The organism is Curtobacterium sp. AC268 (assembly GCF_979258745.1).
Genome location: NZ_OZ409878.1, coordinates 2,686,565 through 2,708,433 on the forward strand (window position 1 = coordinate 2,686,565; position 21,869 = coordinate 2,708,433).

The following is a 21,869-nucleotide window of genomic DNA, read 5'->3' on the forward strand; positions in this document are numbered from 1 at the left end:
GGTGCGACACCAGCCACGACGGCAGCCACGAAGGAGTGCACGCATGAGCGTCCGGATCATCCACGTCGGTCTCGGAGGGTGGGGCGGCAACTGGGCCCGCACCGCCATCCCAGAGGTGTCGGAAGTGCAGGTGGTCGGGATCGTCGACCCGTCGGCGCCGACGCTCGAGGCCGTGCGGACCGACCTCGGGCTCCCGGCCTCCGCGGCGTTCGGGTCCCTGACCGAGGCGCTCGCCGCGGTCGAGGCCGACGCCGTCGTCATCACCGCCCCCGCCGTGACGCACGTGCCCCTCGCGCTCGAGGCCCTCGACGCCGGCAAGCACGTCCTGGTCGAGAAGCCGTTCGCCAACACCACCGACGAGGCCGTCACCGCGGTCCGTCGCGCCGAGGAGCTCGGCCTGGTGCTGCAGGTCAGCCAGAACTACCGCTGGTACCCGGCGCCGCGGGTGGTGCAGGAGATGCTCGAGGCGGACGTCGTCGGCGAGGTCTCCGCGATCAACGTCGACTTCCGCCAGTGGGACAACGACCAGCCCGCCGAGACGTACCCGCACTACCGGTTCCCGCACGCGATGATCAACGACATGGCGATCCACCACTTCGACCTGCTCCGGATGATCACCGGGCAAGAGGCCGTCCGCGTCTTCGCCAAGGCCAGCTACCCCGCCTACAGCAAGTACCAGGACGAAGCGGTCGCCTCGATGATCATCGAGCTCGACGGCGGCACGGTCGTCAACTACCGCGGCAGCTGGCTGAGCCGTGGCCCGCGCACCGCCTGGGCCGGCGAGTGGAGCATCGAGGGCGAGGACGGCGAGCTCTGGTTCACGAGCCGCGACGGTGAGCCGAACGCGGTCGACGGCGACCGGGTCACCGTCCGCCGCACGCAGGACGACGTCGCCGAGCCGGTCGAGCTCCCCGTGCTCGCGCACACCGACCGCCAGGGTGGGCTGCAGGCGTTCGCCCGCTCGGTGCAGGGCGGCCCCGCTCCCGAGACGAGCGGCCGCGACAACCTGCGGAGCCTCGCGCTGATGGAGGCCGCCGGCCGCTCCGCGGCGTCCGGTCTGCCCGAGGACGTCGTCGTCCCGTCCTGACCGCGACCACCAACGGCCCGGAGGCGCGGGGCGGGCCCGCACCGCGCCTCCGGACCGGCTCTGGTCGCGCCCACCGCGTCGGCGACGTTTCGCGCACGCCCCCACGGCGACGTTTCGCGCCCACCGACAGTCCACGCGTCGGAGCGCCCGTGAGGTGTCGCTGAGCGCGTGGACTCGCGAGCTGGTCGCCGCGTCAGGCGGCGCCGGCCACCCGCCGCGCCTGCGCGACGGCCCGCCGCACACCGAGCGACCAGCCCGGCCCGTGGCCGGGCAGCACGTGCTTCGCCTCGGTGTCCGCGAGCCGGTCGAGCGACGCGACCGCCGTCGCGACGTCGGAGGTCGCCGCGGGTGCCACGATCCGGGGTCCGATCCCGCCCGTGTACGGGTCGAAGGTGACGAGCGCGTCCCCGGCGATCACGGCGTCACGGTCGGCGAAGTGCAGCGCCACGTGGCCGTCGGTGTGCCCCGGGGTCTCGATGATCCAGGGGTTGCCCGGCACGTCGGCGCGGCTCTCCAGCGGTTCGGTGTCCGCGATGCCGTTGACCGTGACCGCACCGGCCAGCAGCATCCGGCCCAGGGGGCGCAGACCACCCGGGTGGAGCGCGACGAACCCGAAGCGGTTCGTCTGCGGCCGGTACGAGTACGGGTGCGCGGCGAGGTGCCGATCGCCCGGGTGGACGAACACGGGCGTGCCCCAGTCGCGGTGCATCCGTGCGGCGGTGCCGACGTGGTCGAAGTGCCCGTGCGTGAGCAGGAGCCCCTCGACCTGGTCGGGCGTGTAGTCCAGGTCGTGCACGGCGAGCTGCAGGTGCGGCCACGCGGCGGGCAACCCGGCGTCGACGACGAGCAACCGATCGCCGGTCTCGACGAGGTAGGTGTTGGTGTGTGCGATCTCGAGGCGGTGGATCCCCTCGGCGGCGTCCCGGAAGAGCATGTGCGGCACGGTAGACGCGGCCTGCTGGGCACGATCCCGGGTGGGACGTGTACGAAATGGGGAATGGCCAAGGACAGTCTGCCCGAGCTCGAACTCGCCAACGTGCGCACCCGCGAGGGCATCACGGACACCGTGACGGAGCTGAAGCGACGCGCGGACCTGCCCGCCCGGACGCGGCTCGCGGTCGCCAAGACGAAGCAGCGGTGGCACCGCGACCCCACGCCGCTGGTGGCGATGGGCATCACCGGACTGACCGGTGTCGCGGCGATCGTCCTCGGCATCGCGCTCCGGAACAAGCCCGCTGGGCACCTCGCTCAGCCCCCGGCGAACTCGGCCTTCACCGCGCTGCTGCCGTTCGGCGCGCGAGGCGACGCCCCCTCGGCGAAGGAGCAGGCGCAGGCAGGTCGCAAGGGACGGAAGGCGCGGGCCAAGGCGGCCGAGGAAGCCCTCGAGCGTGACCCGGCCCACCGCGGCCGCGTGAAGCAGCAGGTCGGCATCGCGGCGGTGCAGCGACGGGCGAACAAGAACCGCAAGCAGGCGGTCAAGCGGTCGAAGCAGGCCGTGAAGGCGAGAGGGTAGGCACATGGCGCACGAAGAGCACAAGCCGGACCCGGACGACGCCCGGAAGCCCGACGACCCCACCGACCTCAAGAAGCCGACGCTCGTCTACACGCTGAAGAAGACACTGCGCGAGTTCACGAGCGACCAGTGCACCGACCTGGCGGCGAGCCTGACGTACTACTCGGTGCTCGCGTTGTTCCCCGGGCTGCTGGCGGTCGTGTCGCTGCTGGGCCTGGTCGGACAGGCCGACAACACGATCAAGACCCTGCTGCAGATCATCGGCAACATCGGGTCCGACCAGGTCGTGGACCTGATCAGGGAGCCGCTCGAGGGGCTCGTCCGCTCGCCCGCCGCCCCGATCACGTTCATCGTCGGTGTCGTCGGTGCCCTCTGGTCGGCCTCCGGCTACGTGGGCGCGTTCGGCCGTGCCATGAACCGGATCTACAACGTCCGCGAGGGCCGGCCGATCTGGAAGCTCCGCCCGACCATGCTCGGCGTCACGGTGACCACCGTCGTCCTGCTCGTGATCGGTCTGCTGGTCCTGGTGAGCGGACCACTCGCTCGGAGCTTCGGCGACGTCATCGGCTTGGGCGACGTCGCCGCGACCGTGCTCCTCATCGTGCAGTGGCCGATCCTGCTCGTCATCGCGATCATCGTCGTCGCAGTGCTCTACTACTGGTCGCCGAACGTCAAGCAGCCGAAGTTCCGGTGGGTCAGCGGCGGCTCGATCCTGGCGATCCTCATCTGGATCATCGCCAGCGTCGGATTCGGGTTCTACGTCGGGAACTTCTCGAACTACAACGCCACGTACGGCTCCCTGGGTGGGGTCATCGTGTTCCTGCTGTGGATCTGGATCACGAACAACGCCCTGCTCTTCGGTGCCGAGTTCGACGCCGAGATCGAGCGGGGTCGCGAACTGCAGGCCGGCATCCGCGCGGAGGAGGACATCCAGCTCCCCGAGCGCGACACCCGCCAGATCGAGAAGCAGGACGAGAAGCGGGCGCAGGACGTGCTCGAGGGCATCCGCATCCGCCAGGGCGTCGACAACGACTGAGCGTTGCGCGTCTGATCGGCGCTGACGGGCGCTCTCCGGGTCGGGACGCTACGGTGCGAGCGTGCCGTCCTTCCTCGAGGGGCTCCCGTTCCGGTGGCTCGTCCTCGCGCTCTTCGTGATCGTGTTCTGCCGTGCGCAGGCCACGTACTGGGTCGCGCGGCTCGCGGTGACGGGTGCGTCCCGATCACGGTGGGGCGGCTGGCTGCGCTCGCCGCCGGTCCGTCGCGGTTCGGCGCTGCTGGATCGCTGGGGGTTGCCCGTCGTGACGGTGAGCTTCGTCGTGGTCGGCCTGCAGACGGTGATGAACGCCGCAGCGGGGCTGGCACGGGTCGCCTGGTGGCGGTACACGATCGCGATGGTGCCGGGATGCGTGGCCTGGGCGTTCCTGTACGCGACGGTCGGGCTTGCCGTGTTCTGGGCGGTCGTCGCGGCGCTCGCCGGCTCGCCGTGGGGCATCGCGGCGCTCGTGGGCCTGGTGGTCGTCGCCGGCGTCGCGCTGACGGTCCTGCGTCGTCGCCGCGATCGCACAGGAGGCCCGGCCCGGCTTCCGTAGGCTGGCCCACGTGACGACAGAACCGCTCCAGAACCGTCCGGTCGCCCTGGTGACCGGAGCCACCCGCGGCATCGGCCGCGCGATCGCCGCCGACCTCGGCCGCACCCACCACGTGCTCGTGGGCGGCCGGTCCGCCGACGCCGTGGACGTCCTCGTCCAGGAGCTGCCGAGCGCGGCACCGTTCGTCGGCGACCTGGGCGCGGGCGAGGTCCCCGCGCTGCCCGATCGGCTCGACGTCCTCGTGCACTCGGCCGGCGTCGAGCAGGGCACCACCGTCGCCGACACCCCGCGCGCGGTGTGGGAGCAGGTCTTCGCGACGAACGTGTTCGCGGTCGCCGAGCTCACCCGGTTGGCGCTGCCGGCACTGCGGGCGGCCCGGGGCATCGTCGTGCCGATCAACAGCGGCTCCGGGTTCCACTCGGGCCCCGGCGGTGGCGTGTACGCGGCGTCGAAGTTCGCGCTGCGGGCCTTCGCAGACGCCCTGCGCGAAGAGGAGCGGGCGAACGGCGTGCGGGTGTCGAGCGTGCACCCGGGCCGGACCGACTCGGACATGCAGCGGCAGCTCGTGGCGAAGCTCGGCGAGTCCTACGACACCGACTACTACCTGGCGCCCGAGGACGTGGCCGCCGCGGTCCGCACCGTCGTCGACCTGCCCGAGCGCGGCACCGTCGAGTCGCTCGCGATCCGGCCGACCCGACGGCGCTGACACGCTGACGGCGACCATCGGCTACCGCAGCTCGATCCGGTCGTCGAGCTCGAGCCGTTCCAGGAACGTCTCGTCGTGGCTCACCACGACGAGTGCTCCCCGGTAGGCCCGCAGCGCGTCGACGAGCTGGTCGACGCTCGTCAGGTCGAGGTCGTTCGTCGGCTCGTCAAGCACGAGCAGCTGCGGCGGCGGGTCGGCGAGCACCAGGGCCGCCAGCGCCACCCGGAACCGCTCCCCGCCGGACAGGTCCCCGGCCGGGCGGTCGACGGTGTCCCCGCGCACCAGGAACTTCGCCAGCCGGTTTCGGACCTCGGCGACGGGCACGTGCGGGGCGTCCCGGCGCACGTTGTCGAGCACCGTGGAGGTGTCGTCCAGGCTGTCCTTCCGCTGCGGCAGGTACGCGATCCGGTCGACGTGGGCGACGGCCGTGGTCTCGGGCAGCGGGTGCTGCCGGGCAGCGGGGTCGCCGACGAGCTGCTCGATCAGGGTGGACTTGCCGACCCCGTTGTCCCCGGTCACGGCGATCCGTTCCGGCCCCTGCACGACGATGTCCCGTCCGCGGACGGTCACGGTGGCGATCCGACGCGACGCCGGTACGTCCGGGTCGGGCAGGGCGACGTGGATCGACTCGTCGTCGCGCAGACGGAGCTCGGCCTCGCGCTTGGTGGCGAGGGCGGCGGCTTCGTCGTCCGCGTACCCGACGCGCAGTCGGCCGGCGGTCTCCTGCGCCTTCTTCCGCTGCTCGTTCGCCAGGATCTTCGGCATCGAGCGGCCCGCTTTCTCGCCGGCCCTCGCACGTCGGGCGATCTTGGTCTCCGCCTCGATGCGCTGCCGCTTCTCGGTGCGGTGCCGCTGTTCGGCGACCCGGACCTCGCGCTCGACGGCCGCCTGCTGCACGGCGAGGTGCTCCTCGAACGCGCTGAAGGTCCCGCCGAACACGGCCATCGCCCCGGCGCGGAGCTCCACGGTCTCGTCGACGTGCTCCAGGAGTTCCCGGTCGTGGCTGACGAGCACCAGGGTGCCGCGCCAGTCGTCGACCAGGTCGAGGAGCAGCCCGCGGGCCCGGCGGTCCAGATTGTTCGTCGGCTCGTCCAGGAACACGATCGGCCGCGCGCGCAACCGGACTCCGGCGACGGCGACGAGCACCGACTGCCCGCCGGACAGCGTCGACACCGGTCGGTCGAGGTCGGTGCCGACGAGCCCGACCCGGTCGAGCACCGCGGCGGCCCGTTCCTCCAGGTCCCAGTCGTCGCCGACCGCCTCGAGCTGTGCGGCCGTGGCGTCGCCGGCCAGGACGGCCCGGAGCGCGGTGAGTGTGGGCCGGACGCCGAGCAGGTCGGCGACGGTGTCGTCGTTCCCCGTTGCAAGGCGTTGCGGCAGGTGGTCGACGGGGCCGGACGTCGCGATGCTGCCCGACGTGGGGTGGAGCCGGCCGGTCGCGAGCCGGACCAGCGTGGACTTGCCGGCCCCGTTCCTCCCGACCAGGCCGGTCCGGCCACGTCCGAAGGCGGCGGTGAGGTGGTCGAGCGCGACTGTGCCGTCGGGCCAGGCGAAGGTGACGTCGTGCAGGACGACGGACGGACTGGTGGGCATGGGGGTGTCTCCCGGTGTCGATGCTGGGCGCACGACACCGAGGCCACCGCGGTGCGGTGGAGCGCCCGACGGGGCGCGCGATCACGGTGTCAGCGCGTGGGCTGAGCGGTACCGGTGATCGACAGCAATCCGTCTGCTTCCGTCGGGGGACCCCCGTGTCCGCCATCCGTTCCGCCGGTCGGTCTCCCGCCCCGGCGGCCCCGCGATGACGACGAGGTGACCTCCACGGTAATCCCGTGACACGGGCACCCGCAAGGGATGACAGGCTGGGGGCATGCCGGAGAACCTGCTGCCGACCCCGTCGTCGAACCCCGAGACCCTGCTGCCCGCCGAGCCGGAGGTGACCGCCGCGATCGAGGCGGAGGCCCCCGTCGCCAGCGTGGTGGTGTCCTACCCGTCGTCGAGCCTGGCGTGGGCGCTGCTCGCCGACGAGGCGTGGGCGCGCGGCGCGACCCTCGAGTCCTACGCGTACGCCCGTGTCGGGTACCACCGTGGGCTCGATGCCCTGCGCAAGGCCGGCTGGCGCGGTGTCGGCCCGGTGCCGTGGTCGCACGGCCCCAACCGTGGGGTCTTGCGGGCGCTGTTCGCCCTGCGCCGTGCCGCCGAGGCGATCGACGAGCCCGGCGAGCCCGAGCGCCTGACCGACTTCCTGAACGCGAGCGACCCCGAGGCCCTGCACGCACTGTCTGCCGGCGCGTAGCTCCCGCACGCAAAACACCGGTGTTCGCACTGCACGCCGCGGGATGCGGGTGTGCAACGTGCGAACACCGGTGTTTTGCGGGGCCGCGACGACCGCCTAGCCCAGCAGCACGCTCCAACTGAACGCCTGCGGCCAGAGCTGGTGCTCCGGCAGCACGTCGAGCCCGCACGCCCGGCTGCCGAGCCCGTGCTGCGCGGCGTCGAGGTACAGGTACAGGTGGTCCGACGTCGGCAGCTCGTACGGGTGCTCGGCACGGTCGATCTGCTGCGCGGTCCACGGCGACAGGGTGAACCCCGCACGGTGCGATCCCACGGTCGACACCGTGAACGGCCCGACCGACAACGAACGCAGCGAGGGCCGGTGCCCGGTCTCCTGCGGCCGCGAGTACTCGACCCCGAGCGACCGCACCGGAGCGGTGAACCGGCCGACGCGAGCAGCGTGCGACGAGTCGGCGTAGGACTCGAGCGGCCCGGTGCCGAACCACGTGGCCGCCTCGTCGGCCAGCCCGGCCGGCAGGTCGAACCGCACCCCGATCCGCGGCCAGGTGACGTCCCAGGCCCCGAACGGCACCGCGTCGGTCTGCAGCACGAGTCCGTCGGACGTCAGGGTCCAGCGGTGCGTGACCTCGAGGCCCCACCCGCTGTTCGCCGCCGCGACGCGCACGCGCTGTTCCAGCCCGGAGGTGGTCCGCGACACCGACACCAGCCGGTGCGTCAGCCGGTCCAGCCCTCGGTCGCGCCAGCGCGACGCCGACGGGGGAGCGGTCGGGTCGCCGACACCGTGCGTGAGCACCGGGTCCGCGGTCTCGTAGCCGCCCTGGGACGCCAGGCTGTCGTTGTCGGTCGGCGCACGCCAGAGCTCCAGGCGGGGCCCCGCGACCTCGTGGCCCTTCCAGGACACCAGGTCGCCGCGGGCACTGAAGGTGCCGTCACCGAGTCGGTCGCCGTCCCACCCCTGCCGGGAGGCCCGTGGTGCGTCCGCCGCGCGCGCCGCGACGAGCCGCTGGGTGCGTGCGACGACGTGGCCGGTGTCCGCCCACCCGGTCGGCCCCGCCAGTTCCACGGTCAGGTCGAACCAGAGCTCGTCGCCGGGTGCGAGTTCGGACGTGGCCGCGTCGAGCACCTCGGAGGGCACCGGGACCGTCGCCGACTCCCGGGCGGCGACGATGCCCGTGGACAGGCGCCCCGAGGCCTCGACGACGCCGTTCCGCGACAGGGTCCAGCACAGCCGGAGCCCGGCGGTCGAGGCCGAGTGGTACCGGTTCTCGACGAGCACCGTGGTGTCCGAGACGGCCAGGCGGATCGGGGCCACGACTGCGGCGAACTCGGCGAGCCCCGGCGTCGGGGTGTCGTCGGGCAGCACCAGGCCGTCCATCACGAAGTTGCCGTCGTGCACGACCTCGCCGAAGTCCCCGCCGTAGGCGTAGTAGTCCTCGCCCGCGGGCGTCTTCGCGAGCAGGCCGTGGTCCCGCCACTCCCACACGAACCCGCCGTGCAGCCGTGGGTACCGGTCGACCAGGGCCTCGTACTCGGCGATCTGCCCGGGGCCGTTGCCCATCGCGTGCACGTACTCGCAGTGGATGAAGGGCTTCGACCGCTGCCGTGCGGCCTCGGCCGGGCCGCAGCCGAGCAGGGGCGTCGGGGTGCCGCCGCCGATCGACTCGGTCTCCTGCAGCGTCGGGTACATCCGCGAGTAGACGTCGGTGTACTCGCCCGTGTAGTCGCCCTCGTAGTGCACCGGGCGCTCGGCGTCGCGGTCGTGCACCCACTGCGACATCGCCGCGAGGTTCCGGCCGGTGCCGGACTCGTTGCCGAGCGACCACATCACGATCGACGGGTGGTTCTTGTCACGCTCGACGGTGCGCGCGATCCGGTCGAGGTAGGCCTCGGCCCACGCCGGGTCGTCGGAGGGGTTGCCGACCCAGTCGGTGAACAGGAACCCGTGGGTCTCCAGGTCGCACTCCAGGATCACCCAGAACCCGAGCTCGTCGGCCAGGTCGAGCACGCGGGGGTGCGGCGGGTAGTGCGAGGTGCGGATGGCGTTGACGTTGTTCCGTTTCATCAGCGCCATGTCGGCGCGGGCGTGCTCCTCGTCGAACACCCGGCCGCGCACGGGGTGGGTCTCGTGCCGGTTCACGCCGTGGAAGACCACGCGCTCGCCGTTCACCAGGAACCGGTCGCCGACGATCGACACGGTGCGGAACCCGAGCCGGAGCGACACCGTCTCGCCGCCCGAGCCGCCCGAAGCGCCCGAGCCGCCGGCCGCCGCGGCGCCGGTGGACAGCGTCGCGTCGTACAGCTTCGGCAGCTCGGCACTCCACGGCTCGACGCCCTCGACCTCGATCGGCTCGACGTCGTCCGCCGTGGCCCAGGTCACGTCGACGCCCAGGTCGGGCACCGCGAACCGCACCGGGAACACCGCGTCGAGCGTCGGGAACGTGATCGTGCCGGTCCCCGTCTCTGGCCGTCCCGACGCCGCGGTGCCCGCCGAGGCGGCCGTGCCGAGCGTCGCTCGCCAACCGGCGCGCACGAACACGTCGTCGATCGGCGCCGTGGGCCGGGCGAGCAGGGTGACGTCACGGAAGATGCCCGGCAGCCACCACTGGTCCTGGTCCTCCAGGTAGGACGCCGCCGACCACTGGTGCACCCGGACCGCGAGCTCGTTCGCTCCCGGGCGCACCAGCTCGGTGACGTCGAACTCGGTCGCCAGGCGGGAGCCCGTCGACCACCCCACGAGCGTCCCGTTCAGCCACACCCGGAAGTGCGACTCGACCCCGTCGAACCGCAGCAGCACCCGGCCGGCACCGTCGAACGACGACGGCAGCTCGAACGTGCGGCGGTGGTCACCGGTCGGGTTCTCCTCCGGCGGGTGCGGCGGGTCGATCGGGAACGGGTACTGCAGGTTCGTGTAGCTCGGAGCGCCGTGCCCGTGCAGCACCCAGTGCGACGGCACCGGGAGCTCACCCCAGGCCGGGTCGTCGTCCTCCCCACCCTCGGTCGCGAAGTCCTCGGAGACCGAGGCGACGGGCGACCACCGGAACCGCCAGTCCCCGTTCAGCGACAGGGACGGGGCGTCGGTGTGCAGCCAGGCACGGGGTGCCAGCCGCGAGTCGGAGCCGGGTGCGGTGGACGAGAGTGCGGAGTGGGTCAACCCTTGACCGATCCTTCCGTGAGGCCTCCACGCCAGAAGCGCTGGAGGACGATGATGGCGATGACGAGCGGGATGACCGAGACGAGCACCCCGCCGGTGGTGAGCTGGTAGAACTCCGGCAGGCGGTCGACCTGCGAGCGCCAGTTGTTCAGACCCAGTGTTATCGGGTACAGCTTCTGGTCCGCCAGCATGATGAGCGGCAGGAAGAAGTTGTTCCAGATCCCGACCACCTGGAACAGGAACACGGTGACGAGCGCCGGGGTCATCTGCCGGAGCACCACGGTGTGGAAGATCCGCAGTTCACCGGCACCGTCGATGCGTGCCTGTTCGAGCAGGGTGGTGTCCACCGACGCGGCGGCGTACACCCGGCACAGGAACAGGCCGAACGGCGACACCAGGCTCGGGATGAGCACGCTCCAGTACGTGTCCGTCAGTCCCATCGACGAGAACAGCAGGAACAGCGGCAGTGCCGTCGCGGTCCCGGGCACGAGCACGCCGCCGAGGATCGTGCCGAACACGAACTGGCGCCCCCGGAAGTCGTACTTCGCCAGCGCGTACCCGCCGGCCGCGGCGAAGTAGGTGGCCAGGACCGCACCGACGCCGGAGTACAGGATGCTGTTCGCGATCCACCGGACGAAGATGCCGCCGTCGTAGGTGAACACCTGCTGCAGGTTGCTCCAGAGCGCGAACTCGCCGCCGAACCAGAACCCGTTCGTCGAGAACAGCGCGCCCGTGGTCTTCGTCGCGGCGATGACGACCCAGTAGAGCGGGACGATGAAGTACAGCGCGACGACGACGAGGATCCCCGTGACGACGATCTGCGAGCGTGGGGACCGGTCGAGCTTGCGGCGCTGGTGCGCCGAGATCGACGTGGTGTCCACGGGGACGGCGGTCTTCGCCGTGGCCGGCGCTTCGATGGCTTCGCTGGTCATCGGTCAGTCCCTTCGGTGGTCGCGACGCGACCGGCCTGGAGGCCCGGGTCGGCTTGGGTGGTGACCGTGCTGCCCGCCGCAGCGCGCGTCTGGAGCGCGGTGCGGGCCTCCCGGCCGTCGCGCCGTGCGCGCTTGCGGCGGTCGCGTTCGTCCTTGGGTGGTCGGTTCGTCAGCGCGAGGAACGTGAACGACAGGATGAACGCGGCCAGCGCGATGATGACCGCCTGCGCGCTCGCGACGCCGTACTCGTTGAACGCGAACGCGTTCGTGTAGGCGGCGTAGTTCGGCGTGTACTCGGTGTCGATCGCCGGTGCGACCGTCGACAGGATCTGCGGCTCCGCGAAGAGCTGCAGGGTGCCGATGATCGAGAACACCGTCGTGAGCACCAGGGCCGGTGCGATGAGTGGGATCTGGATCCGCCACGCGACCTGGAACGCGTTCGCACCATCGACCTTGGCGGCCTCGTAGACCTCGCCGGGGATGGACTTCAGCTGCGCCACGATGATGAGCATGTTGTAGCCGGTGTACGTCCACGTGACGATGTTCGCGATCGACCACAGCACGCTGTTCGCGCCGAGGAAGTCCGGCTGCAGCCCCATCGACTGCAGCAGCGACACGATCGGTGACAGGCCGGGCACGTACAGGAACGACCACAGGATCGTGGCGATGACCCCGGGGACGCCGTACGGCATGAAGTAGATGGCCCGGAAGAAGCCCGGCCAGCGGGCGCTCGCCGACTCGAGCAGCAGCGCGAGGATCGTGCAGGCGATGATCATCACCGGGACCTGGACGATGCCGAAGAGCAGCATGCGGCCGATCGAGGCGACGAACCCGCTGTCCTGCAGGGCGATCGCGTAGTTGTCGAACCCGGCGAACCGGCCGACGACGCCGTCCTCGCCGAACAGGCCCTCGCGGTCCACGGTGGTGAACGACTGGAACAGGGCGCTGATGATCGGGATGACGAACGTCAGCAGGAACAGGGCCAGGAACGGGGCGAGCAGGATCCACGGGGCGCGCTTCTGCGCGCTCGTGGCCTTCGTGCTGGTGCGGAACGCGGGGGTGCTGCCGGCCGGTCGACCGGTGGACCGTCGGGTGGTGGTCTGCTGGGTCATCGTGCCGTCCTGACGCTGAGGCCCTTGTCCTTGAAGGACTGGACGATCTCCCGCTGTGCGAGCTCCACGGCGTCACTGAGCTTCAGGCCCGAGGTGATCTTGCGGCGGAACTGGTTCTGCAGGCTGGTGAAGGCCGACTGGGTCACCGGGGACCACGACCAGTCGATGTTCTGCTCCTTCGAGGCCGGCACGAAGACGTCCTCGTTGTAGTTCTGGCCGGAGAACCACTTCGACGGCTTCCTCGCGCTGCGCCCCGATGTAGTCGACCGCGGGCGACCAGCCGATGCCGCAGTACTTGATCATCGCGTCGATGCCCGCCTTCGAGGTGGTCATCCACGTGATGAACTCGAGCGCCTCCTTCGGGTGCTTCGCGTTCGCCAGCACCGCGGCCGTCGAACCGCCGATGGCGCTCGAGCCGAAGCCGTCGGCGCCCCACTTCTGCATCGGGGCGACCTTCCACTTGCCCTCGCCGCCCTGCACCGACTCGATCAGTGCGTCACCCCAGCTCGCGCTCGTGACCGCGGCGATCTTGCCGCTCGCGGCCGCGGCGTACCAGCCGGGGGAGTACGCACCGGCACTGGTGTCGACCAGCTTGTCGTCGATCACACCGTCGAAGAAGTCCGCGACCATCAGGGTCTTGTCGTCGGTCATGTCGACGACCCACTCGTCGCCGTCGACCTTGAACCAGCGCGCGCCGGCCTGCTGTGCGTACGCGGCGAACGGTGAGGCGTCGGCGACCGGGAACACCTCGAGGTAGTTCTGCTTCCCGGTGCTCCGGACCTTGTCGGCCAGGTCACGCCACTCGTCCCACGTCGTCGGGGGTTCGCCGCCGGCCTGCTCGAGGATCGCGGTCTGGTAGTAGAAGCCCATCGGGCCGGTGTCCTGCGGGATGCCGTAGATGCCGTCGACGAACGACACCTGCGCCCACGCGGCCTCGTCGTACTTCGACTCGAAGTCCTTCGCGCCGTACCGGGCCAGGTCGACCAAGCCGTTCGCGAGCATGAACTCGGGGATCTGCCGGAGCTCGACCTGCCCGATGTCGGGGCCGCCGCCGGCCGCGAGCGCGGAGTACATCTTCTGGTACCCGCCGCTGTTGCCGCCGGGGATCCAGTTCGCCGAGACCTGGATGTTCGGATGTGTCTCGTTCCAGACGTCGCAGACCTTCTGCAGGTCCTTGAGCCAGGCCCAGTAGGTGAGCTGGACGGTCTCACCCGAGGCCGCGGCGGGCACGAGGGCCGCCTTGTTGACGTTGGTCGAGCCCGGGACCGCACAGCCGGCGAGGAGTCCCGCCGCCGCGGTGCCGAGGCCGAAGCCCAACAGGTGTCGTCTCGTGATGGGTCGTGGTCGTGGCGCCATTGCCGCACTCCGTTCGTCGTTGATCGGGGTTGTCCACACCCAACCACAGAACCGAACGCCGTTGTGGTTTCGTGGCCGACTCGTTGCTGTGGGTGCGGCGCCGAGGCAGGCGCAGGGCCGCCTGGGTGTTCCCTCACGACTGCGGACGGGATCAGGTCGTCGGGTGGAGTGTGGTCGCACGTGAGAGCGCCGGGGCTCATCGGCTCCGGCACCCGTCCGAGAGGAGCTGCCATGACGTCGACCAATGCGACGAGCGAACTGCACCGGATCCTGGGAGAGCGGCTGGAGGGCGGAGGCACCTGGGCCTGGGCGTACGCCGACGTCTCCGGCAATGTCGAGGATCCCCGACGGCAGGCCGCGTTGAAGCTCCGGGCAGTCGAGGAAGCGCTCCGGGCGCAGGGTGCCGGTGACGCCGTCGTCGAGCTGGTCGCGGCCGAGTTCGAGCAGGAGCCGGGTGTCCCGTCGCCCGTCAGCCGGTACGTCCTGGTGCACGACGACACGGTCGTGTTGAGCGAGGTCCTGCCCGGCTCACTGCACGGCCCCGAATCGGTCGGGGTCGGCGCTGTGCCGGACCTCGTGCCGCTCGTCGCACACCGGCCTGTCGACCTGCCGTTCCTGGTGGTCCACGCCGGGAAGGAGGGCGGGGCGTTCCGCGCCTACCGCCTCGGGCACGCGCCGGTCGCAGAGGACACGACCGAGCAGCAGGTCCGGGGGCGGAACGACACCCTGCACTACGCGAAGGCCGGCACCGGGTGGAAGCAGCCGCACTGGCAGCAGCACACCGAGGAGATCTGGAAGCAGAACTCGTCCGAGACCGCGGCCGCCGTCGACGAGGCCGTGCGGACGATCCGCCCCGGGCTGGTCGTCGTCGCGGGTGACGTCACCGCCCGGGAGCTGCTGGTGAAGGCGCTGTCGACGGAGACCCGGACGCTCGTGTCGGTGTTCCCGGGCGACCCTCGTGCCGACACCGGGTCGAAGCAGGCCTTCGTCGAACACGTCGAGACCGCACTCGCCCGTGTCGTCGCCACCCGCCGCCACGACCTCGAGGACGCCCTGCGGACCCACGTCGGCCGCGGCGACAACCAGGTCGTGACCGGACTCGGGCTGGTCGTCGAGGCGCTCCAGCAGGCGCAGGGCGCCACGGTCGCGCTCGACGCCGTCGCCGTCGGGGACCGGACGCTGCTCGCCCTTGCGGGTGCACCCTGGGTGGCCACTGCGCCGGAGCAGGCTGCGGGTGTGCCGGTCATCGCAGCGGTCCCCGCCGTGTGCGCGCTCGTCCGTGCGTCGGTCCTGACGGACGCCGAGCTCGTGCTCGTCAACGCGGCGTCCCTGCCCGGAGGTGCCCCTGCGGCTGCGCTGCTCCGCTGGCCGGTCGGGCCCGTGGTCCCCGCGTGAGCCGGGGCGCGAGTTGACCAGGTCGAAACGGGCGTACCTGGTCGAAACGGGCGTACCTGGTCGGTTCTTCCGACCAGGTACGCCCGTTCCTGCAACCCATCTCACGTGTCCTGGGAAGGAACGAACGGGGGCGAACGGTCAGTCGTGCGACCGGTCGCGTCGGGGCACCAGCGGGACCGCGAGCAGCGGGAGCACCGCCACGATGCCGAACGACGCCGCGAACCCGAGCGCACCGACCAGCGCCCCGATGCCCGGACCGACGGCGCTCGCCGCGATGAACTGTCCGGTGTTCTGCGCCCCGAGCGCACGCCCCGACCAGAACGGTCCCGCCGCCTCGGCGACCGACGTGTAGGCCAGCCCGTTGTCGGCGACCGTCACGCTCGTCGCGAGCACCAGGAACACCGCCGCCCCGGCCAGGTGCGTCGCGTCGACGACCGCGAGGACCGCCATCACCACCGCGGCGCTCACCGCGACGATGCGCAGGGGTCCGACGCGCGACCCGGCCCGGTCGCTCCAACCACCGACCAGGATCCGGCCGATCGCCCCGACGAACTGCGCGGCGCCGACCAGCAGCCCGGCCGCGGGTGTCGACCAGCCGAGGCCCACGAGCCAGACGAGCCCGTACGTCGACAGGGTGAACTGCGGCACCACGAGCAGGACCGACACCGCGTGCACCCGCCACAGGAAGCCGCTCGACCGGTAGGGGTTCGTGGTCGCCGTCGTCGCCACCGCGGCCCGGGCAGGGCGTGGCGGGTCGGTGATCCCGATCGCGCAGCAGACGGCGAGCACCGCGCACAGCACGATCGGCAGGACCAGTGCCGCGCGGATCCCGGAGCCCTCGGCGAGCTGCGGCACCGTGACCGCCGCGAGCGTCACCCCGAGCGGCTGCGACATCTGCCGGATGCCCATCGCGAGTCCCCGGCGCTCCTTCGGGAACCACCCCACCACGACCCGACCGCTCGCGGCGTTCGTCGAGGCACTCGTCATGCCGCCTGCCAGGAACGCCAACCCGAGCAGCGCCGGGTCACCCGCGGCCAGCCAGGCGGCGACCACGGCGAGCGTGGTGAGCACGAGCCCGCCGGCGATGACGACGCGCTCGCCGAACCGGTCCGTGATCGCGCCCCAGGCGATGAGCGTCAGGACCATGCCGAAGGTCGGGGCGGCGGCGAGGACCCCGGCGACCGGCAGGGACGTACCGCGGCTGAGCAGGTGGGGGATGAGGAGCGCCGGCGCGGACACGACGAGCGTCCCCGCCGCCTGGGCCGCGACCCCGAGGGCGAGCATCGTCCAGGCGCGGGCGGAGACCGGCGGCGTCGTGGTGGATCGCTGCGGGGCGTCGGTCGTGGGCATGGGTCGTGTCGGCCGTTCGTCGTCGTTCCATCGCGGAACGGATTGGTATACCAGAACGGTATACCATTCCCGCCGTCACGCCGCTAGGCTTGTCCGCCGTGACCGACACGACCGACGCCGCGCCCGTGTCGCAGACGGCCCAGCTCTACGACAACCTGCGCGCGGCCATCCTGACCCTCGACATCGCACCGGGTGAGCGCATCTCGGAGCGGGGGCTCGAGGCACGGTTCCACGCCTCGCGCACGCCGGTCCGCGCCGCTCTGTCGCGGCTCGAGCGCGAGGGGCTCATCCTGCACGAGGGTCGTTCGTGGACGGTCACCCCGATCGACCTCGACGAGATCGCCTCGCTCGCCGAACTCCGCGGCATCCTCGAGCCCGCTGCCGTTCGGCTGGCCGTCCAGCGCGCCACCCCCGAGCAGTTGGCGGAGGTCCGTGGGCACCTCGACGCGCTCCGGCCTACCCCCGACCAGCAGGCCGGCATCCGGATGGGGTCGACGTTCCACCTCGACCTCGCCGCGCTCGGGGGCAACCGGTTCGTCACCGACGCCATCGCCGACGCCCTGACGCGGCTCGAGCGCACGCGCTGGATCGAGGTCCGCACACCCGAGGCGCGCGACGCCGCGTGGGACGAGCACAGCGCCATCATCGACGCCGTCCGCGACGGTGACGCCGACCGCGCAGCGGAACTCGTGGCCGCCCACGTCGCGGGCACGAACGACCGGCTGCTCAGCTGGATCGCGCAGGAGCGCCGACGCCTGCGCGGGGCGGGCATGACGATCGTGGGCGCGACCGAGGGCTGAGTGTCCGCGGACGTGAGTGGTCTGCGGGCGCCTGCCCGGGCCTCCTGGCCGTGTCCGGGGAGGCCGGGCGCGAGCCGCTAGCGCAGGTCCGTCGTCTCCTGCGGCGCGTCGAGATCGTCGAACGTGCGGATCGAATCCGTGCGTTCGAGCAGCGCGTCGCGCACCTCGGCCTCGTCGTGGCTCGCGCGGAGTGCGAGCTTGCTCCCGGAACGTGTCGACTGTGACATGTCGTGTCCTTCCCCTGCGTGTGGGCAACCTGATCGGTGCGGGCACGCGGCCCGCTGGTGCGCTTCCTCACGGGACGTACTGAGGTCGGAACAGTGTCGCGCGACCCCCGCGGTCCCGCAAGCGTTTCCGGCACCGTGTGGAGAACTCCCGGGACACGGCATGCCTAGGATGGTCCGGCCGCACAGCGCGAGGCGCGGCACCAGCGGACGTCGAAGGGGAGGCACGGGTTGGCCGACCAGCGCACCGCACCTCCCACGGTCTACGACGTCGCGTCTGCAGCCGGCGTCTCCATCGCCACCGTCTCGCGCGTGCTCCGCACGCCCGACGCTGTCCGCGAGGGCACCCGGGACCGCGTGCAGGCGGCGATCCGGAGCCTCGGGTACGTCCCGTCCGGCAACGCCCGCGCCCTCGCCGGCAAGCGCACCGGCGTCGTCGGACTGCTGCTGCCCGGGTTCGACGTGGTGCCCGACGAGCGGCCGGACCTGGTCACCGACGGCGGCGTCCGCGTGGTCGACGACCGGCGGCACGTGACGCAGCCGTTCTCGTCCAACCTGTACTTCGACGAGGTCCTGCGCGGTGCCGAGACCGAGGCCTGGCAGCGGGGGCTCGCGCTCATGGTCGCCGCCGGGCGGGGGTCGTCGCGCGACGTCATCGTGAACGACGTCGCCGGCCGGGTCGACGGGCTGGCCGTGCTGGCGCAGACCGTGCCCGACGACCTGCTCGAGCACGTCGCCCGACGCATCCCGGTCGTGGTGCTCGCCGACGACCGGCGCTCGCACGGGTTCGACTCGGTGAGCGTGGACAACGCCGCGGGCATGCGGACCCTGGCGTCACACGTGATCGGGCGCCTGGGGATCCGGTCCCTCGCGTACGTCGCGGGGCCCATCGACTCGCCCGACGACATGGAGCGCTCGGCGGGGTTCCGCGCGGCGCTGGCCGACCACGGGGTGCCTGCCTCGACGGTGCGCACCGTGCACGGCGACTTCGGGCGGGCTCGGGCGCGGGAGCTCGCGGTGCCGCTGCTGGCCGACGACGTCCCACGCGCCGTCGTCTGCTCGAACGACCAGTCCGCGCTCGGGGTCCTCGACGCCGCCGCTGCCCGGGGGCTCCGCGTGCCCGAGGACCTCGTCGTGACCGGGTTCGACGGCATCGACGCCGGTCGGTTCTCGTCGCCGCGCCTGACGACCGTGCACCAGCCGATGGGGGCGCTCGGGCGTGCTGCCGTCCTGGCGATCGTGGACCGGCTGGAGCGCCGCGAGGGGCCGCCGCGCGCCGTGCGCCTGCCCGTCGAGGTGCTGCTGCGCGAGAGCTGCCCGCCCGCGCTGTAGGCGTGCGGCGGCTCGCACCGTGCGACCTTGTGCATCCCGTGCGCCCTTGCTCGCTCAGTGCGAGCCTGGAGCCGCGCACGGAGCGGGCAACCTCGCACCAGTCGGCGCACCTCGCACCGTGCGCCGCCCGCCCTCGGGGCCGCAACCTCGCACCACGCGCGACGCCCTCGCACCGTGCGACCTCCCGCGCCGACGGCACCTCGCACGGTGCCACCCCGCAAAACAACACCCGCGCTTGCACGCCGTGATGTAAGCGCATACATTGAGCACGTACCGACTCGACATGGAGGTCGACCGAGCAATGACGCTTCCCCCACAGCGCACGCGCGGCACGCGTGACCCAGGCCCCCGCCGCCGAGGCCGCCTCGTCGCGGCCATCGCCGGCCTCGCCGCAGTGGCCCTCGTGGCCACCGGCTGCAGCATCCAGGTCCGCTCCGAACCCGATCCCACCATCGGCAAGGACACGATGCTCATCAACGCGGACCGCGGCAACCCGCTGTTCGACCGCAACTTCAACCCGTACATCGCGAACGCCCGCACGGCCTCCAAGTGGATGTACGAGCCCCTCATCGAGGTGAACCCCCTCGACGGCAAGCGCAACCCGTGGCTCGCCAGCGCGTGGAGCCAGCCCGATGCGAAGACGATCGACATGACGATCCGCTCGGGTGTCGAGTGGTCCGACGGGTCGCCGTTCAGCGCGAAGGACGTCGTCTTCACCTTCGACCTGCTCAAGAAGTTCCCCGCCATGGACGTCAAGGGGGCGTGGCAGCACATCGAGCGCATCGAGCAGGACGGTGACCACGTCGTCTTCCACCTCAAGAGCGAGGACGTCCCGAGCCTGACGATCATCGGCCAGACGTACATCCTCGGCGAGGACCACTGGGGCGGCGTGAAGGACCCGACGACCTGGCGCGACCCGAACCCGGTCGGCACCGGTCCGTTCGTCCTCGGCAACTACACCGACCAGCAGTACTCGATGAACAAGAACCCGAAGTACTGGCAGGCCGACAAGATCGCCATCAAGCACCTCATCCTGCCGGCGACGAACACGCAGCTCGACACCGTCACCCGCGGCTACGACTGGGCGTACTCGTTCATCTCCGACGTCAAGGGCACCTGGGGTGCCGCATCGAAGACGAACGAGTGGTGGTTCCCGGCCGGCGGTGTGATCGGCCTCATCCCGAACCTCACGAAGGCGCCGTACAACGACGTCAACGTCCGCCGGGGCATCTCGCTCGCGCTGGACCGTGACGCCATCGCCGAGACCGCGTCCGAGGGCAACCTGTCGGCGGCGGGCCAGACCGGCCTGATCCTGCCGAACCAGGAGCGGTACCTCAACCCGGACATCCCCGACCAGGGCATGATCACCCAGGACACGAAGGCGGCGCTCGCCAGCCTCGAGAAGTCCGGTTACACCGTGCAGGGCGGCAAGGTCGTCAAGGACGGCAAGCAGCTCGCGATCACGATCATGACCGCGAACGGCTACTCCGACTGGCTCCGCGCCGCGCAGGAGGTCCGCCGCGAACTGACGGCCATCGGCATCAAGGTGACGATCCAGGCGCCGCAGCCCGCCGGGTACCAGCAGAACATCAACAACGGCACGTTCGACATGGCGATGGGCGGCATGGGCAACGGTGACGTCTACCAGGCGTTCAACTCCCTGCTCAGCAGCGAGTTCTACCAGCCCGTCGGCAAGTCGACCGTCAACAACTACGAGCGGTACAAGAACGCCGACACCCAGAAGCTCCTCGACGAGTACAAGGCGACGACGGACACCGCGAAGCAGCAAGAGATCCTCGACCAGCTGCAGCAGACCGTCTACGACGAGCTCCCCGTCATCGGCATGTACTACGGCGGGCTCTGGGGTCTGTTCAACACCGGCAAGTTCGTCGGCTGGCCGAGTGCGAAGGACCCCTACATGGCACCGCAGAACTACGACTCGGCACCGCTGCTCATCTTCACCAAGCTCCGTCTGCGCGACAGCGCCGCCGGCAAGCAGATCCTGCAGGAGCAGAACGCCGCGCAGCAGGAGGACCAGAAGTGAAGTACATCCTCCAGAAACTCGTCCTCTTCGTCCTGACCCTCTGGGCCGCGGTCACGCTGAACTTCGTGCTCCCGCGCCTGATGCCCGGCAGCCCGGCCGACGCCGCACTCGCGAAGCTCAGCCAGAACGGTCCGGTCACCGACGCCACCAAGAAGGCCATCGAGGCCCAGCTCGGGGTGCCGACCGGCAACCTCTGGGACCAGTACGTCAGCTACCTGCACCAGGTCATCACCCTCGACTTCGGCACGAGCTACACGTTCTACCCGCAGCCCGTCGGTGACCTCGTGTCGAAGGCCCTGCCGTACACACTGATCCTGGTCGGGGTCGTCACGATCCTGGCGTTCGTCCTCGGCACCCTGATCGGTGTCGCGGCGGCGTGGAAGCGTGGCACCTGGCTCGACTCGCTGCCGACCCTGTCGGGCAGCTTCATGTCGACGTTCCCGTACTTCTGGACCGCCCTGCTGCTGCTGTTCTTCCTCGGCTACGTGCTGCACTGGTTCCCGACCACGGGCGCCTACTCGGCGACGACGACGCCCGGGCTCAACGGCGCCTTCTTCGGCGACGCGCTGCAGCACGCGGTGCTGCCGGCGGTCACGATCCTGGTGACGAGCCTCGGCGGCTGGATCATCGGCATGCGCAACGCGATGATCAACACCCTCGGTGACGACTACGTGACCTTCGCCGAGGCCAACGGCCTGCGCGGACGCACCGTGGCCATCCGCTACGCGGCCCGCAACGCCATCCTGCCGAACCTGACCGGCTTCGGTCTGGCGCTCGGTGGCGTGGTCGGCGGTTCCGTCCTGGTCGAGCAGGTCTTCGGCTACCCGGGCATCGGCTACCTGCTGTTCAACGCCGTGATCGGGCAGGACTACCCGCTCATGCAGGCCCTCTTCCTGATGATCACCGTGTCGGTGCTCATCGCCAACTTCATCGTGGACGTCATGTACGGCGTCCTGGACCCGAGGACGCGTCGATGACCAACAACA

18 protein-coding genes and 1 pseudogene are annotated in these 21,869 nt (G+C 71.2%); 11 read left to right on the plus strand and 8 right to left on the minus strand.

Going from position 1 to position 21,869, the window contains the following annotated elements:
* The first annotated feature begins 43 nt into the window (after window positions 1-43).
* Window positions 44-1,087, plus strand: a complete 1,044-nt coding sequence (locus ACZZ9K_RS12840) for a Gfo/Idh/MocA family protein (RefSeq protein WP_027464923.1) — start codon at window positions 44-46, stop codon at window positions 1,085-1,087.
* 193 nt (window positions 1,088-1,280) lie between these two features.
* Here the strand turns inward: ACZZ9K_RS12840 and ACZZ9K_RS12845 are convergent, their stop codons facing one another.
* Entirely contained in the window at window positions 1,281-2,021 is a 741-nt protein-coding gene (locus tag ACZZ9K_RS12845) for an MBL fold metallo-hydrolase (RefSeq protein WP_463444234.1), read from the minus strand.
* A 63-nt stretch (window positions 2,022-2,084) separates the two neighbouring features.
* Here ACZZ9K_RS12845 and ACZZ9K_RS12850 point away from each other — a divergent pair, with 63 nt between their 5' ends.
* From ACZZ9K_RS12850 to ACZZ9K_RS12865, 4 genes are all read left to right on the plus strand, one after another.
* On the plus strand, window positions 2,085-2,600 hold the full coding sequence (locus tag ACZZ9K_RS12850) for a hypothetical protein (RefSeq protein WP_111046213.1): 516 nt from the start codon (window positions 2,085-2,087) through the stop codon (window positions 2,598-2,600).
* Window positions 2,601-2,604: 4 nt separating this feature from the next.
* Entirely contained in the window at window positions 2,605-3,636 is a 1,032-nt protein-coding gene (locus tag ACZZ9K_RS12855) for a YihY/virulence factor BrkB family protein (RefSeq protein WP_463444235.1), read from the plus strand.
* A gap of 61 nt (window positions 3,637-3,697) precedes the next feature.
* The gene (locus ACZZ9K_RS12860; protein WP_138802461.1) at window positions 3,698-4,189 is read left to right on the plus strand and encodes a VTT domain-containing protein; all 492 of its coding nucleotides are present in this window, start codon (window positions 3,698-3,700) and stop codon (window positions 4,187-4,189) included.
* A 10-nt stretch (window positions 4,190-4,199) separates the two neighbouring features.
* A complete protein-coding gene (locus tag ACZZ9K_RS12865) occupies window positions 4,200-4,895 on the plus strand; it encodes an SDR family oxidoreductase (RefSeq protein ID WP_463444236.1) in 696 nt (231 codons plus the stop codon).
* 21 nt (window positions 4,896-4,916) lie between these two features.
* Here ACZZ9K_RS12865 and ACZZ9K_RS12870 read toward each other — a convergent pair whose 3' ends face one another.
* Window positions 4,917-6,488, minus strand: a complete 1,572-nt coding sequence (locus tag ACZZ9K_RS12870) for an ABC-F family ATP-binding cassette domain-containing protein (RefSeq protein ID WP_463444237.1) — start codon at window positions 6,486-6,488, stop codon at window positions 4,917-4,919.
* Window positions 6,489-6,762: 274 nt separating this feature from the next.
* Between ACZZ9K_RS12870 and ACZZ9K_RS12875 the strand changes: the two genes are divergently transcribed.
* Window positions 6,763-7,188 carry a DUF3151 domain-containing protein gene (locus tag ACZZ9K_RS12875; RefSeq protein ID WP_463444238.1) on the plus strand — a complete coding sequence of 142 codons (426 nt, stop codon included), beginning with the start codon at window positions 6,763-6,765 and terminating at the stop codon, window positions 7,186-7,188.
* 96 nt (window positions 7,189-7,284) lie between these two features.
* On the opposite strand, the gene ACZZ9K_RS12880 is transcribed toward ACZZ9K_RS12875, so the two are convergent.
* From ACZZ9K_RS12880 to ACZZ9K_RS12895, 4 genes and pseudogenes are all read right to left on the minus strand, one after another.
* Window positions 7,285-10,338, minus strand: coding sequence for a glycoside hydrolase family 2 TIM barrel-domain containing protein (locus ACZZ9K_RS12880; RefSeq protein ID WP_463444239.1), 3,054 nt, complete (start codon window positions 10,336-10,338; stop codon window positions 7,285-7,287).
* Window positions 10,335-11,270 carry a carbohydrate ABC transporter permease gene (locus tag ACZZ9K_RS12885; protein ID WP_027464914.1) on the minus strand — a complete coding sequence of 312 codons (936 nt, stop codon included), beginning with the start codon at window positions 11,268-11,270 and terminating at the stop codon, window positions 10,335-10,337. The genes ACZZ9K_RS12880 and ACZZ9K_RS12885 overlap by 4 nt, the downstream gene beginning before the upstream one ends.
* Window positions 11,267-12,382 carry a carbohydrate ABC transporter permease gene (locus ACZZ9K_RS12890; RefSeq protein ID WP_463444240.1) on the minus strand — a complete coding sequence of 372 codons (1,116 nt, stop codon included), beginning with the start codon at window positions 12,380-12,382 and terminating at the stop codon, window positions 11,267-11,269. Before ACZZ9K_RS12890 ends, ACZZ9K_RS12885 begins: the two co-directional genes overlap by 4 nt.
* Window positions 12,379-13,738: pseudogene (locus tag ACZZ9K_RS12895) on the minus strand (extracellular solute-binding protein). The gene ACZZ9K_RS12890 and the pseudogene ACZZ9K_RS12895 overlap by 4 nt, the downstream one beginning before the upstream one ends.
* Before the next feature lie 231 nt (window positions 13,739-13,969).
* Between ACZZ9K_RS12895 and ACZZ9K_RS12900 the strand changes: the two are divergent.
* On the plus strand, window positions 13,970-15,133 hold the full coding sequence (locus tag ACZZ9K_RS12900) for a baeRF2 domain-containing protein (protein WP_463444241.1): 1,164 nt from the start codon (window positions 13,970-13,972) through the stop codon (window positions 15,131-15,133).
* A gap of 138 nt (window positions 15,134-15,271) precedes the next feature.
* On the opposite strand, the gene ACZZ9K_RS12905 is transcribed toward ACZZ9K_RS12900, so the two are convergent.
* Entirely contained in the window at window positions 15,272-16,483 is a 1,212-nt protein-coding gene (locus ACZZ9K_RS12905) for an MFS transporter (RefSeq protein ID WP_463444242.1), read from the minus strand.
* A gap of 98 nt (window positions 16,484-16,581) precedes the next feature.
* Between ACZZ9K_RS12905 and ACZZ9K_RS12910 the strand changes: the two genes are divergently transcribed.
* Window positions 16,582-17,283 (plus strand): GntR family transcriptional regulator, encoded by a 702-nt coding sequence (locus tag ACZZ9K_RS12910; protein ID WP_231495634.1) that lies wholly within the window; start codon window positions 16,582-16,584, stop codon window positions 17,281-17,283.
* 77 nt (window positions 17,284-17,360) lie between these two features.
* Here ACZZ9K_RS12910 and ACZZ9K_RS12915 read toward each other — a convergent pair whose 3' ends face one another.
* A complete protein-coding gene (locus tag ACZZ9K_RS12915; RefSeq protein WP_155896754.1) occupies window positions 17,361-17,510 on the minus strand; it encodes a hypothetical protein in 150 nt (49 codons plus the stop codon).
* 228 nt (window positions 17,511-17,738) lie between these two features.
* Between ACZZ9K_RS12915 and ACZZ9K_RS12920 the strand changes: the two genes are divergently transcribed.
* The 3 genes from ACZZ9K_RS12920 (at window position 17,739) to ACZZ9K_RS12930 (ending at window position 21,860) form a co-directional block, all read left to right on the plus strand.
* The gene (locus ACZZ9K_RS12920) at window positions 17,739-18,839 is read left to right on the plus strand and encodes a LacI family DNA-binding transcriptional regulator (RefSeq protein WP_214561212.1); all 1,101 of its coding nucleotides are present in this window, start codon (window positions 17,739-17,741) and stop codon (window positions 18,837-18,839) included.
* A 301-nt stretch (window positions 18,840-19,140) separates the two neighbouring features.
* The gene (locus ACZZ9K_RS12925) at window positions 19,141-20,883 is read left to right on the plus strand and encodes an ABC transporter substrate-binding protein (RefSeq protein WP_260678793.1); all 1,743 of its coding nucleotides are present in this window, start codon (window positions 19,141-19,143) and stop codon (window positions 20,881-20,883) included.
* Window positions 20,880-21,860: an ABC transporter permease gene (locus ACZZ9K_RS12930; protein WP_017886395.1), complete on the plus strand. Its 981-nt coding sequence runs from the start codon at window positions 20,880-20,882 to the stop codon at window positions 21,858-21,860. Before ACZZ9K_RS12925 ends, ACZZ9K_RS12930 begins: the two co-directional genes overlap by 4 nt.
* The last annotated feature ends 9 nt before the right edge of the window (window positions 21,861-21,869 follow it).

Bases quoted from the DNA above. Each gene is read 5' to 3' on its own strand.
- ACZZ9K_RS12855 (WP_463444235.1), top strand. From the start codon at position 2,605: ATGGCGCACGAAGAGCACAAGCCGGACCCGGACGACGCCCGGAAGCCC.
- ACZZ9K_RS12925 (WP_260678793.1), top strand. From the start codon at position 19,141: ATGACGCTTCCCCCACAGCGCACGCGCGGCACGCGTGACCCAGGCCCC.
- ACZZ9K_RS12850 (WP_111046213.1), top strand. From the start codon at position 2,085: ATGGCCAAGGACAGTCTGCCCGAGCTCGAACTCGCCAACGTGCGCACC.
- ACZZ9K_RS12905 (WP_463444242.1), bottom strand. From the start codon at position 16,483: ATGCCCACGACCGACGCCCCGCAGCGATCCACCACGACGCCGCCGGTC.
- ACZZ9K_RS12875 (WP_463444238.1), top strand. From the start codon at position 6,763: ATGCCGGAGAACCTGCTGCCGACCCCGTCGTCGAACCCCGAGACCCTG.
- ACZZ9K_RS12890 (WP_463444240.1), bottom strand. From the start codon at position 12,382: ATGACCCAGCAGACCACCACCCGACGGTCCACCGGTCGACCGGCCGGC.
- ACZZ9K_RS12900 (WP_463444241.1), top strand. From the start codon at position 13,970: ATGACGTCGACCAATGCGACGAGCGAACTGCACCGGATCCTGGGAGAG.
- ACZZ9K_RS12870 (WP_463444237.1), bottom strand. From the start codon at position 6,488: ATGCCCACCAGTCCGTCCGTCGTCCTGCACGACGTCACCTTCGCCTGG.
- ACZZ9K_RS12845 (WP_463444234.1), bottom strand. From the start codon at position 2,021: ATGCTCTTCCGGGACGCCGCCGAGGGGATCCACCGCCTCGAGATCGCA.
- ACZZ9K_RS12840 (WP_027464923.1), top strand. From the start codon at position 44: ATGAGCGTCCGGATCATCCACGTCGGTCTCGGAGGGTGGGGCGGCAAC.
- ACZZ9K_RS12915 (WP_155896754.1), bottom strand. From the start codon at position 17,510: ATGTCACAGTCGACACGTTCCGGGAGCAAGCTCGCACTCCGCGCGAGC.
- ACZZ9K_RS12885 (WP_027464914.1), bottom strand. From the start codon at position 11,270: ATGACCAGCGAAGCCATCGAAGCGCCGGCCACGGCGAAGACCGCCGTC.